The organism is Acinetobacter sp. ANC 5414 (genome assembly GCF_013004295.1).
In the GTDB taxonomy this organism is placed as follows: domain Bacteria; phylum Pseudomonadota; class Gammaproteobacteria; order Pseudomonadales; family Moraxellaceae; genus Acinetobacter.
The window spans coordinates 13172-26782 of record NZ_JABERM010000013.1 but is presented as its reverse complement, the minus strand read 5'-3'; the positions used below and the strand labels follow the sequence as shown (position 1 = coordinate 26782).

At 40.2% G+C, this 13611-nt stretch carries 8 protein-coding genes and 1 tRNA gene; 6 read left to right on the top strand and 3 right to left on the bottom strand.

Features of this window, described 5'->3' with window-relative positions:
* The first annotated feature begins 33 nt into the window (after window positions 1-33).
* The 4 genes from HLH18_RS09215 (at window position 34) to HLH18_RS09200 (ending at window position 7827) form a co-directional block, all read left to right on the top strand.
* On the top strand, window positions 34-2067 hold the full coding sequence (locus tag HLH18_RS09215) for an NADPH-dependent 2,4-dienoyl-CoA reductase (protein ID WP_171546584.1): 2034 nt from the start codon (window positions 34-36) through the stop codon (window positions 2065-2067).
* Between the two features lie 97 nt (window positions 2068-2164).
* A tRNA-Ser gene (locus tag HLH18_RS09210) sits at window positions 2165-2254 on the top strand.
* Window positions 2255-2535: 281 nt separating this feature from the next.
* Entirely contained in the window at window positions 2536-6138 is a 3603-nt protein-coding gene (locus tag HLH18_RS09205) for a YDG domain-containing protein (RefSeq protein ID WP_171546583.1), read from the top strand.
* Between the two features lie 3 nt (window positions 6139-6141).
* Window positions 6142-7827, top strand: coding sequence for a ShlB/FhaC/HecB family hemolysin secretion/activation protein (locus HLH18_RS09200; RefSeq protein ID WP_171546582.1), 1686 nt, complete (start codon window positions 6142-6144; stop codon window positions 7825-7827).
* A 182-nt stretch (window positions 7828-8009) separates the two neighbouring features.
* Here the strand turns inward: HLH18_RS09200 and HLH18_RS09195 are convergent, their stop codons facing one another.
* From HLH18_RS09195 to HLH18_RS09185, 3 genes are all read right to left on the bottom strand, one after another.
* Window positions 8010-8981 (bottom strand): methyltransferase, encoded by a 972-nt coding sequence (locus HLH18_RS09195; protein WP_171546581.1) that lies wholly within the window; start codon window positions 8979-8981, stop codon window positions 8010-8012.
* A gap of 348 nt (window positions 8982-9329) precedes the next feature.
* Window positions 9330-10028: a pirin family protein gene (locus HLH18_RS09190; RefSeq protein WP_171546580.1), complete on the bottom strand. Its 699-nt coding sequence runs from the start codon at window positions 10026-10028 to the stop codon at window positions 9330-9332.
* 233 nt (window positions 10029-10261) lie between these two features.
* On the bottom strand, window positions 10262-11497 hold the full coding sequence (locus HLH18_RS09185; protein ID WP_171546579.1) for a L,D-transpeptidase family protein: 1236 nt from the start codon (window positions 11495-11497) through the stop codon (window positions 10262-10264).
* Between the two features lie 204 nt (window positions 11498-11701).
* On the opposite strand from HLH18_RS09185, the gene hemE reads away from it, so the two are divergent.
* Both hemE and HLH18_RS09175 read left to right on the top strand, forming a co-directional pair.
* Window positions 11702-12772 carry a uroporphyrinogen decarboxylase gene (hemE, locus tag HLH18_RS09180; RefSeq protein WP_171546578.1) on the top strand — a complete coding sequence of 357 codons (1071 nt, stop codon included), beginning with the start codon at window positions 11702-11704 and terminating at the stop codon, window positions 12770-12772.
* 38 nt (window positions 12773-12810) lie between these two features.
* Window positions 12811-13611 (top strand): DUF817 family protein, encoded by an 801-nt coding sequence (locus HLH18_RS09175; protein WP_350642922.1) that lies wholly within the window; start codon window positions 12811-12813, stop codon window positions 13609-13611.

The following is a 13611-nucleotide window of genomic DNA, read 5'->3' as shown; positions in this document are numbered from 1 at the left end:
CAAGTTGCAAAGCCAATAAATTAAGGATTCATCATGACAACAAGCTATGCAAATATTTTAAAACCGCTGCATTTAGGCTTTACGACCATTAAAAACCGTGTCGTGATGGGTTCTATGCATACAGGTCTAGAAGATCGTTTTTATAACTATCCTAAACTGGCGGCATATTTTGGGGAGCGTGCAAAAGGTGGTGTGGGTCTGATTATCACCGGGGGAATTTCTCCGAACCGTCAGGGCTGGTTACTGCCGGCTGGCGGTACCATGAACAACTTGGGTGATGTGGCACCGCATCGTTTAGTCACTCATGCTGTGCATAAGCATGGCGCAAAAATTTTGATGCAAATTCTGCATTCTGGTCGTTATGGCTATCAACCTTTTGTGGTTTCTGCCAGTCCTATCAAATCGCCTATTTCACCGTTTAAGCCGCGTCAAATGAGTGAAAAGCAGATTCTCGATACCATTGAGGATTATGCACATACTGCCAGCATTGCCAAAAAAGCAGGCTATGATGGCGTGGAAATCATGGGTTCAGAAGGCTATTTGCTGAATCAGTTTCTAAGCCGTCATGTCAATCAACGCGATGACCGTTGGGGCGGTGATATTGAAAACCGCATGCGTTTTGCAATTGAAATTGTTAAAGCCATTCGTGAAAAAGTCGGTGAAAAATTTATTATCTGTTTCCGCTTGTCGATGCTTGATCTGGTGCATGATGGCAATACCATGGGTGAAGTCATTACCGTTGCAAAAGCACTGGAAGAAGCAGGGGTAACATTGCTCAATACTGGGATTGGCTGGCATGAAGCCCGTATTCCGACCATTGTCACTTCGGTACCTCGTGCAGCATTTGCAGACTATACCGCAGAAGTGAAAAAACATGTCTCTATTCCTGTGATTGCATCCAACCGTATTAACATGCCGGAAACTGCCGAAGCCATTTTAGCCGCTGGAAAAGCGGATATGGTGCAAATGGCACGCCCCTTGTTGGCAGATGCGTTCTGGGTCAGTAAAACCGCAACCAATCGGGTTGATGAAATTAATACCTGTATTGCCTGTAACCAAGCCTGTTTAGATCATACTTTTAAAAACAAACGTGCAACCTGTTTGGTCAATCCTCGGGCTGCTTATGAAACTGAACTGGTTTACTTAAAAACTAAAGCACCTAAAAAGATTGCTGTTATTGGTGCTGGTGTGGCAGGAATGTCTGCTGCAACAGTAGCGGCAAGTCGTGGTCATAAGGTCACCTTATTTGAAGCCGCAACTGAGGTCGGTGGGCAATTCAATTTAGCCAAAGTCGTTCCGGGTAAAGAAGAATTCCACGAAACCATCCGTTATTTTAAAGTTCAAATTGAAAGGACGGGGGTGGAACTGCGCCTAAATACCAGAGTCAACCGTGAACAACTGGAACGTGAAGGCTTTGATGAAGTCGTGGTTGCGACTGGGGTTGTTCCGCGTGCTTTAACAATTGAAGGCAGTGATGTACCACAAGTTTTGTCGTATGCAGAAGTATTGCGTGGGGCATCTGTAGGTCATAAAGTTGCTGTCATTGGTGCCGGTGGTATTGGTTTTGATGTATCCGAGTTTTTATTAAAACCAGAACATCAGCCTCAACCGCAACCATTAGCAGACTGGCAAAGGGAGTGGGGTATTGACCCAAATCCGAATTATATCTCTGAAGGTGGTTTGCAAGCTGCTGAGGTGGATCATCCGGTACGCGAGATTTATTTGTTGCAACGTAAAACCACGCCGTTGGGTATTGGATTGGGCAAGACCACTGGTTGGGTACATCGTGCCCAATTGAAAAAGCATGCCGTAAAAATGCTACGTGGTGTGCAATATAAGTCTATTACCAATGAAGGCTTATGGATTGAAACCAATGGACACGATCAACTGTTACGTGTAGATACTGTAGTCGTGTGCGCAGGACAGGAGTCAGTCAAAGACATCATGCCAAAGGAAGATGAATTTACCTTGGCGAATTACCATATTATTGGTGGTGCAAAACTGGCAGCAGAGCTGGATGCCAAGCGCGCGATCCGTGAAGGTGCTGAATTAGCAGCCAAATTATAATTTTTTGAGTTGATTTGGTGAAACAATATTCATTTGAATAGTTTAGTTGTAATTTTTACTTGTCAGTTTTTAAAAAGATCCGTATTATGGCGCACATGGAAGCGTGGCAGAGCGGTTTAATGCACCGGTCTTGAAAACCGACGAGGGTGTGAGTCCTCCGTGAGTTCGAATCTCACCGCTTCCGCCAAATTCAAAAGCCCCTGTGAAAACAGGGGCTTTTTTTACATTGAATTTTAAAATAAGTAAAATAATAACCATGATGTTAAATAAATATAAAAATAACATTTATTTCCTTCAGTAAAATTTGATTATGTTTAGAATATCTTTATATAAATAACTAAGAATATTTCATGATAAATAATGATAAAAGTTTTTAAATCCCTGTTTTTAGTGATATGAATCACGAAAATAATATGATATTAATGCTTAATATTTCATCATTTTTTGTATGCTTTTCTTGGGGTTGTCATGAATAAAATTTATAGGGTGATTTGGAACACGCAACTGGGGTGTTGGCAAGCAGTTTCCGAACTGGCAAAAAATCATAATAGTAGCTCGAAAACTTCTGTTACTTCAGCTGAAAATGATTCCTCGAAGGGTGGTTTAGGGAAGCTGTTTAGTTCAGTCTTGTTGTTTAGTTTTTCTTTATTTCCACTCTCCATTCATGCAGCAATTGTAAATAATGAACTCCCGACAGGCGCACAAATTAATTCAGGTTCTGCTCAATTTTCACAAGCAGGCAATACTTTAAATATTGATCAAAACAGTCAAAACCTGAGCACTAACTGGAATAGCTTTAATATTGGTCAGAATGCCACGGTTAATTTCAACCAACCGAACCAGTCCTCAACAGCGATTAATCATGTGCTGGATAGTAACGCATCGCAAATAATGGGACGTTTAAATGCCAATGGTCAGGTGTTCTTACTTAATCCCAATGGTGTGGTTTTTTCCAAAACTGCACAGGTGAATATCGGTGGTTTAGTTGCGTCTACACTTAATTTAACTGATGCAGATATTCAAAATGGTAAATTCACTTTAAAAGGTGATCCAAACAATACGGCAAGTATTGAAAACCACGGCACGATCCATACCGCGAATGGCGGTACAGTTGCCCTGATTGCACCAAATGTAAAAAATATAGGAAGCATCGTCACACCTAACGGAACAACGCATTTAACTTCTGCAAGTCAAGTAACTTTAGCTTTACAGGATGGTTCACTGACACAGTATCAAGTGAATGAAGGGGTACTGAAAGGTTTAGTAGACAATGATGGTGCAATTATCGCTGAAAATGGTGCGATTTACTTAACTGCCAAAGCTAAAGATCAACTCAGTAAAGCTGTGGTGAATCACACAGGATTACTTGAAGCCAATCGTGTCAGCCAGAATGCCAAAGGTGAAATCATTCTATTGGGTGATATGGCTGTAGGTGAAACTCATGTTGGTGGAACATTAAAAGCTGAAGGTAAAAATGGTGCAGATGGTGGTTTTATTGAAACCAGTGCAGCCCATGTGGAAATTGATGCAAATACACAGGTTTCAACTGCATCTGATACAGCGAAGTCAGGTTTATGGTTGATTGATCCAGTAGATATTACGATTGATGGTGCTAAAGCCACAGCCATACAAACGGCATTGAATAGTGGTGATGTGACTGTGACCACTGCGAACAGTGCGACAAATAGCTGGGGAGCCAATGGGACAGGCACCGACAAAGGGGATATTCATGTCAATTCTGCAATTACTTGGTCAAGTAATCAGGCACTGACGCTGAGAGCAGATAATGACATTCACATTAACGCCAACATTTCAGCAAATGGCGCCAATGGTAAATTACATTTGCAATATGGGCAGACCACGACGAATACCGATGCAAATTATTATTTAAACAATGGTTCGAAACTTAATCTACAAGCTGGAAATAACTTCAGTACAAAAAAAGGAAGTGAGATTGCAAAAGACTATACAGTGATTACAACTGTAGGTGCTTCAGGTTCGATGACGGGTAAAGACTTACAGGGCATGAATGGTAATCTCACAGGAAATTATGTACTGGGTGCAGATATTGATGCTTCAGATACAGTGAACTGGAATAGTGGTGCTGGGTTTAATCCAATAGGTAGTTCTTCAGCAGCTTTTACTGGCGTGTTTGATGGATTAAATCATGCAGTAAATGGTTTAACGATTAATAGACCTGCATTATCAGGAACTGGTTTAATTGGACGGGGTTCTAATGTAAAAATTTTAAATGTGGGTTTGTCGAATTCTGATATTATTGGGGGACGTATTACAGGGGCTTTAGCAGGTTATCTAAGTAATAATAGTAGTATTATCAATAGCTATACAACAGGGAAAATCTTTACAACCTCAGATATTATTGGGGGGATATTAGGTGCATTTGAATATGGAAATTCAGAATTATCAAATTCCTATTCAACTGCTTTAATTAATGGAAATAGTATAGCTAATTCAATGGGTGGATTGATAGGTGGATCGAATTCAAATACTACGATCAATAATTCATATTTTGCAGGTACTATTGAAAATGGTAATAGAAGAGTTGGTGGAATTTTAGGTGACAGTTGGAATAACAACCAAATTAATATCAATAATTCTTATTCTATTGGTAAGCTAAATGGAAATAATGATATTGGTTCACTCGTAGGAGGGAGTTCGAATTCATCAAGTTTGAGCAATTTAAATATTAGTAATAGTTTTTGGAATATTGAAACCACTGGTTTAACTAAGGGGGTTGGTGTAGGAACATCGACAGGTGTATTAGGTTTAACCACCGCTCAAATGCAAGACCTAAATACATTTAAAAATGCAGGTTGGGATATAGACGGAATAGGGGGTACTGGCAAAATCTGGCGTATTTATGATGGACAAACAGCGCCGTTGTTAAGAAGTTTTTTAACCCAGACAACAATTAATCCTGCAGACCAGATTTCGACTTATAATGGTCAAGTGCAAGGTTTGAATACTTCTATATTTACTGGACTTGATTCAAGTAAGATTTATAGTTCATTAAGCAATTCAAAAAATGTTGGTACTTATAATTTAAGCTATTATTCTGGACAGCAAGGTTATGATTTAATTGGTAATACTATAAATTTAATAATCAATAAAGCAGTAATTAATGCAATTACTGGCATTACTGCAAATAACAAGACCTATGATGGCACAACAGATGCAACTTTAAATATTGGGTCAGCAGACTTTGCAGGTATGATTGCTGGAGATAACTTAACTGTTGCCAGCTCCACAGGAAGTTTTAGCGATAAAAATGCAGGCACTGACAAAACCGTCAATATTTCAGGCTTGAGTTTGGGCGGTGCGGATGCAGAGAACTATCTATTAGCTTCGACTACAGCAACCAATATAGCAAATATCACGCCTGCGACTTTAACTGCCACGATTACAGCACAGAACAAGGTCTATGATGCAGGCACATCAGCCGTTGTTACTTATGGCGATAACCGTTTGGGGAGTGATGATTTAACTGTCAGCGGTACAGCGAACTTTAGCGATAAAAACGTGGCCAATGGTAAAACCGTAACAGCTACAAGTTTAAGCTTAAATGGTGCAGATGCACATAACTATGAATTGGTTAACAGCACGGCACAAACCACGGCAGACATCAGTAAAGCTAATATCAACAACATCACCGGAATTACGGCCGATAACCGTGCTTATAACGGCTTGACAGCTGCCAGCTTAAATAGCAACGATGCTCAATTTAATGGCATGTATGCAGGGGATGATTTAAGCGTAGCAACAGCAACCGGACAGTTTGACACTGCAACAACAGGGCAAGCGAAAACTGTGTCGATTACAGGCCTAAGCTTAGGTGGTGCAGATGCGCAAAACTACAATCTTGTTGATACAACAGCATTGACCACAGCAGATATCAATATGTTAACACCAGCTAATTATTTACAGGCAATCCAATTGAGACGTCCACGCTACTTACCCGAAACCAATAATGCATTAAATACAGTAGATTTAGATGTACGCCAAGGTGGGGTCAATACCTCTGGCATTCAGGCATTAACAGGGGAGTACTAATTGATGAAACTACAACTGAATTTATTAGCATTATCAATGGGTACATGTTTAACGTTATGGTCAACAAGCAGTCAGGCCGCTCCTGCACCGAATGCAGGGCAACTGTTACAACAGCAGCAACAGGGTCAGCCTCTTGCCCCTCAGCCTGCGGTTGATGTTGAAAGTTCATCTGCTGTTACGGAACCAAGTGGAACCCAGGTACAAATTCCTGTACAAAAAATCGAAATTTCGGGAAATAGCCGTTTTAGTTCTGAACAACTGCATCGACTGGTCGCTGATGCAGAAGGTAAGGAGCTGAGTCTCAATCAGCTTTGGGCTGTGACACAAAGAATCACTCAGTACTACCAACAACATGGTTATGAATATAGTCGTGCCTATCTACCTCAACAGAACTTAAGTCAAGGTGTGGTACGCATTAATATCCTTGAAGCCTATTACGATAAAACCGTGATCAACAATCAAAGCCGTACTCAAAACTGGTTGGTTGAACAAACGGTTGCACCTCTTAAACAAGGGGAGCATATCAACAGCAATGAAATGCAACAACAGCTTAAGTTGCTTAATCGCTTAGATGGTGTAACTACACGAAATGTTCTTACCCCGGGTGAAGCAGTAGGAAGTAGCCAGCTGAATATCGAACTGCAAAATGCGCCGATGTTGAGTGGTTATTTGGGTGCAGATAACTTTGGCAACAAATATACCAGTCATGTCCGTGGTACTGCAGGCGTTTCTGCATACAACCTTGCCGGATTAGGTGATGAACTGAGTCTGGATCTGATGACTGCAGGTGAGCGTATGAATTATGGTCGAGTTGGCTATGCCTTTACTTTTACAGGTATGGGAACTCGGGCAGGGGCTAGTTATTCATATCTTGATTATGAGCTTGGTAAAGAACTTAAAACCATTGGGGCGGAAGGTAATGCGGCTCAAACCAGCGTGTTTATCAGCCAGCCTGCATTGTTGACCAATACGGCTGAAGTTTTATTCACCCTTCAATATGACCATAAACAGCTTGAAGATGACATTAAACTGAATCAAGACCAAAAGCATCGCGATCTGGATAATGTCACTCTACGCCTAGACGGTTCACAATACGATCAACTGTTTGGAGGCGGACTAACCCAGTATGGAACGTCGTTAACTTATGGTCGGGTGAACTTTAAAAATGCTGATGCTGCTGCTTTAGATGCACAAACTGCCCAGACGGCTGGTGACTATTATACTGTAAGCCTGAACCTGTCACGTTTGCAGAATCTTGGTACAAAAGGGACTCAGGGCTATTTGGGTGTTTATGGTCAATATAGTCCTTACAATCTGGACAGTGCAGAACAATATCTGGGTGGCGGTCCATTCAATGTACGTGGTTATGAATCAAGCCAGTTTGCCGGGTCAACGGGATATTATGCGACAGCAGAATTAAGACAAAAGCTGTTTACCAATGCCCAACAGCAAATTGGCGGAAAAGTGTTTATCGATACTGCGGAAGTGACGCTGAATGCGGAAAAATGGACAGGATTAACCGGTTCCAATACTGTACAACTGAGCAGTGCCGGTTTAGGTTTAAATTGGTTTAATGTATGGAATGTCCAAGCAAATGCCGAAGTTGCATTCCCAATTGGCAATACGCCAGGTCAGCTAGACGATCGTGATGACCATCAGTACTGGTTAAGCATTCGCAAGAATTTTTGATTAAACATGGTTTTAATCAGAATTAATCTATCATGATATAGATAAAAATATCATTAGTTCATGGGAAGCTTCGGCTTCCTTATGAGCTTTATGTTTTTATTTTTAATAAACAGTTCTGGCTAAATTGGATATAGAAGTTAAAATTAAGTTCAATGTTTACTGAGTCTTCATCCCAATAATTTTTAATGCATCATTTCCAACTTCACCAAAACCAAAGCAATCCGTTCAATATGCTGATAAGCAGGCTGATCCAATTCTTCTCCAAAAACATCTGGATCAATTTCTTCGCAAGACCAGTTTACGTTTGATTCAGACTCCATCAACTTTTCAAGTTGTTCTAAAAAAGGATTACCGTCTGGCCGGATAGCCACCCCAGTATATAAAAACAGACAACCTTGAGGATTCAGCCTTGGAAGTCCTTCTTTTACAATATTGAATGACAATTCATTGCCATCCAGCTCATTACCACCATGACGATATTGCCGCTGATCTGCGTCTATTAAATAGGGAGGATTGGCAAAAATAAGGTCAAACTGTCCATCAATATTTGCAAATAAATTGCTATAGACTGGAAAGATATTGTCTAAATTTGTAAAAGTCGCATTAATTTGACTATACAACAAGGCTTTCGGATTAAGATCAGCCACCACTATTTCATTAAAGTTTGGATAATGTTTGGCAATGCTAATCGCGGCAGCTGAAGTGCCGCAGCACAATTCTAAACCTCGTTTGAATGACTGAACTTTACCTGCCAAATATTGTTTTAAATGATAAACAAAGCGATAAGTATCTGGTCCAAAAAAAACCGCGTCATGTTGAATGGTGGGGAAACTTGAATGGATAAACAATTCGTCATCTAGTGAGGCTACTCGGACATTGCTAAACCATTGCACGGCCTCGAAATGGAGGAGCTGATTTTCTTTTAAAATTGCAAAAAGTTCAGGTTCGAGATCCTTTTCTGCAAAGGCTAAATTCCTGCCGAATATATCCCGAAGGGTAATATCATTACTTTTTGTGTTCTTGTTTCGGTTCAGAATCCGTTGATGAGAAAGCGGGGTTATTACCGTAAAACGATAGTCTCGTTGTTTTAAAAAATCCAATAAAAAAAGCAAAGCCTGTTGTTGGCTTGTTTGAGCATCTAAAATCTGATTCATATGGATTTTCTCTTCTGATTATTAAAAATAAATTTAAAGTCTTTTGACCTGATTTAAGCATTTGCGAAGCAATGACCGAGCGGCCTTTATTAATTAAAGCAAGCTTAGATCTGGTGATTTAAAAATAGATAAGAGGATATTCCTCTAAAAAACGGTTTTTTTGAGTAAAGATATGCTGCTTATTGGTTTAATTTTTATTTTTTGTAGATATGGATGCAAGAAAATATAATGCTGATTTCAGCGTGAATAAACTGTTCATTTTATTTTTTGATATTCACTTTCTGAATCTACGTTGAGATGACTATTTTGCAATAATCATCTCAAGTCGAGATTTATCAATACACAGTATTAATTTTTAACCTGCGGTAAATCAAACCAGATAAATTGACTGTCTTCCAAGGCTTTAATTTCATTATTTTCTGTAAAAAGTAGCGCATCGCCAGCTTTCACAATTTGGTCTTCAATCTGGATTGCCCCTGAAATGACATGTACATAATTGACTTGCTGGGTGGCTTCAACAGGAAGCAGGTGATCTTTTTCCAAGACCGCAGTTTTTACTTCGGCTTGTTGGCGAATATGCATAGGCGCATTGTCATTTGGTCCAGCAATTAAATGCCACTGATTCGGTTGGTTACGCGGATTACACTGAATTTGCTGATAAGTGGGTTCTGCATCTTGCACATCAGGGTGAATCCAAATTTGCAACATATGAACAGGAATATCGCCATTGTTCATTTCACTATGTTGAACCCCTGTACCTGCGCTCATGAGTTGCCATTCACCTGCACTAATATGCCGTTCATTACCCATGCTATCTTTATGTGAAATCGTGCCATCAAGTACACAGGTTAAGATTTCCATGTTTTCATGGGGATGTGTACCAAAACCATTATGCGCAGCGATGGTGTCATCATTAATGACGCGAAGTACACTGACGCCCATATATTTGGGGTTATACCAGCTACCAAAAGAAAAGCTATGTTTGGTGTCTAACCAGCCGGCTTGAACATGACCTCGATTTTCAGCATGATGTAAAAAAGCATTCATCTTTGATGCTCCTTATTATTTAAAATTAGAATGATAATACCTTGCTATAAAAATGATAAAAATAGTATAAAAGCAACATATCATTCTATTTATGCGACGGTGATTTTTTTATTGTCAATATTCATAAAATGTAAAATAGATCACATTATGAGTAATTTTAAAATAAATGGCATTTTATTTTTTGTAAAAAAAAACCCACATAAATGCAGGCTCTTCAATCATCAATATTTTGATTATTCTAGGAATTTAACGGTCACACCAGATTTCACTTTTTTACCCAAGTCGTTGGCATCCCAGTTGGTTAAACGGATACAACCATGTGAGGCAGTTTTAGAAATGGCAGATGGGTTTGGTGTACCGTGAATACCAAATGATTTTTTACTTAAACCAATCCAGATGTTGCCGACCGGAGCATTTGGACCGGGTGGTAAAGAAAGTGGTTTAGTGTTGTTCCCTTGCAGAAAGTTACTTGGTGAATAGCTATACCAAGGATTTGGGGCTACGCCAGTCACTTTATAAGTCCCGGTTGGGGATGGCGTGTCCGAGCTACCAATGGTCGCAGGGAATGAACCAATCATTTGATTACGGCTGTTAAATAGGTAAAGTTGTTTGGCACCTTTATGCGCAACGATCAGGTGAATATCTTCCGGTACTTCGTTACGGATATTGGCAACAATGATTTTCTCACCGGCTTTTTTGAAAGTTACTTTAGGATTTAACTTTTTCAAAAAGTCTTCATCCATATGGAACTTTTCACCCAGCATTTCCGTTACACGAGTGTAATACAAGCCTTTCATTTTGGCCTGTAAGGCATAATCGTGTGGAATAGATGCAGCATAAGGACCTTTCAGGTCAGCATCGGTAATGGTGTATTCAATAAATGCAGGTTTAGAACCTTGTTTAGCAATTAAAGCCTCCCAGGTTTCTTGGGTTAAAATACCTGTCGGTTTAATGCCATTGATTTGCTGGAATGACGCAATCGCTTTCAGGGTGTTTTTACCACTTGAACCATCAATCGCGCCTGGTGAAGCATGGGCATTATTTAACATCACATGGGCACGAGCATAAACAGGAAACTGACCTTTCCCAATATTTTCATACCATTCGGCATTATTCAGGCCATTCAAGGTCCATGATGCTTTGGCTGCAGCAGCACTAGAACTGGTTGTGGTCGTTGGTGTTTTTGTTGTTGGTGCAACACCGATTGCAGCAGTATCATCTTCAGTTTCTTTAAGATCTTCTAAGGATTGCGACGCCTTATTCAAGTCTCGCTGTTCTTGTTGTGTAATATGGGTTTCAGTGCTTTGAGCGCTTGATGCTGGCTCGGTTGCAAGTGGATCAATCGGATCTTGAACTGCAGTATCAGCAATCTTTTGGGGATTTAAAGGCTGTTCAGCAGTAGAAGCGGCAAACGCTGTACCCGCCAAAATGCAACTTAAACTCATAGCGAGCAATGTGCGAACGAACATGTAATTCAACCTTAAAAATTATTCATTAACAATTTGATAAAACTACACAAGTATTGCAGAAAAAATGAGGAGATGCAGTATTTGTTTTGTGTAAAAATTATTTTACATTTCCCGTGATTGCTTTTTAGATGCGACAGAAGTTACTAAATTTTCGGGCTTTTTGTTATGATGGTTCGAAGATTAAAAAATGAGATGGGAAAGTAAATGACGACTCTAAAAAACGATCGTTTTCTACGTGCCTTATTGCGTGAGCCAGTAGATACCACACCAGTTTGGATGATGCGTCAAGCCGGGCGTTATTTGCCTGAATATCGCGAAACACGTGCCAAAGCAGGTGATTTCCTTTCCTTGTGCAAAAATAATGATTTTGCATGTGAAGTCACTTTGCAACCTTTGCGTCGTTATGACCTGGATGCAGCCATTCTGTTTTCAGATATTTTAACTGTGCCGGATGCTTTGGGGCTAGGTCTGTATTTTGAAGCGGGTGAAGGTCCGAAGTTCCATAAAACCATTCGTACTGAACAAGATGTAGCGAATTTACCAAACTTCAATGCCAAATCTGATTTAGATTATGTGATGAATGCTGTAACCACCATTCGTTCAGCCTTGGGTGGGCAAGTTCCCTTGATTGGTTTTTCGGGCAGTCCCTGGACGCTTGCAACCTATATGGTTGAAGGCGGATCAAGTAAGGATTTCCGTTACACCAAAAATATGATGTATGCCCAACCCGAAGTATTACATGCCTTGCTTGATCGATTGGCTATCACCGTGATTGATTATTTAAATGCGCAAATTGATGCCGGTGCACAAGCGATACAGATTTTTGACAGTTGGGGTGGAGCACTTGGACACCGTGAATATATCGAATTTTCATTGAACTACATGCAGAAAATTGTTGCAGGTTTAAAACGTGAAAATGAAGGTCGTCAAGTGCCGGTGATTTTATTTACCAAAGGTGGCGGTCAGTGGATCGAGCCGATGCTGGCAACGGGTGCAGACGCCTTAGGTCTGGATTGGACCACACCATTGAATGTGGCACGTCAAACAGTCAATGGTCGTGCTGCGTTGCAAGGTAACCTGGATCCAGCCACTTTATATGGCACACCAGCATCCATTGAAAAAGCAACCAAAGCCATGCTTGACGATGCTTATGCGGGTGGTGAAAAAACCGGTTATATCGCCAACTTGGGTCATGGTATTACTCAATGGGTCGATCCTGCGAATCCTAAAGTATTTATTGATACCGTGCATGAATATAGCGCCAAATATCTTTAAGTACGTGTGAGTAAACTCATTTTTAGGATTCAACCTTGATCAGTCTTTTTAAGTCATGTTTTGAGTTCTCATTTAAGGCAGCTTCGGCTGCCTTATTTGGGATTTTACTCCTGATTGCTTTTGTATTCACAGCATCCATGGGAAGCCATGAGTTTTACGGTTTTTTTCGTTATGACTACTTGTTTTTTTATGCCTTAATTATTCAAGTTTGCTTGCTGTATTTAAAACTGGAATCATGGCCAGAAGCTAAAGTCATTGCCTTGTTCCATATTATGGCGATGGTCATGGAAATTTTTCTGACTCACCCGCAAATTGCTTCATGGCAGTATCCACAGCCTGCAGTATTTAGAATATTGACTGTACCTTTGTTTGCAGGATTTATGTATTCAGCAGTAGGCAGCTTTTTTGCTCGCTCATTAAGGCTGTATCAGGTGTCGTTTGAGAAGCTGCCCAATTTTCTTAACATGATGGCTTTGGCAGGACTTTCATATCTTAATTTTATGAGCAAATTTTTTGTTCCAGATATTCGCTATTTGCTCTTTACATGGAGCGTCATTATTTTCTGGAAAACCAAAATTCGCTTTCAGCTACAGCAACATCAGATACAACTCCCTATGTTACCCGTACTCATGGTTCTAGCATTTATCATTTGGATTGCGGAAAATATCAGTACTTTTTACAAAATTTGGTTATACCCGAGTCAGGTTAATGCCTGGCATATGGTGGGGTGGGGCAAGTTGGGTTCTTGGTATTTATTGCTACTTTTGAGTCTGGTTTTGGTGTTAAAAATACTGGGAAATCGTAGTGAACAAGGTGTTTGGCAGCTAAAAAATAAATAA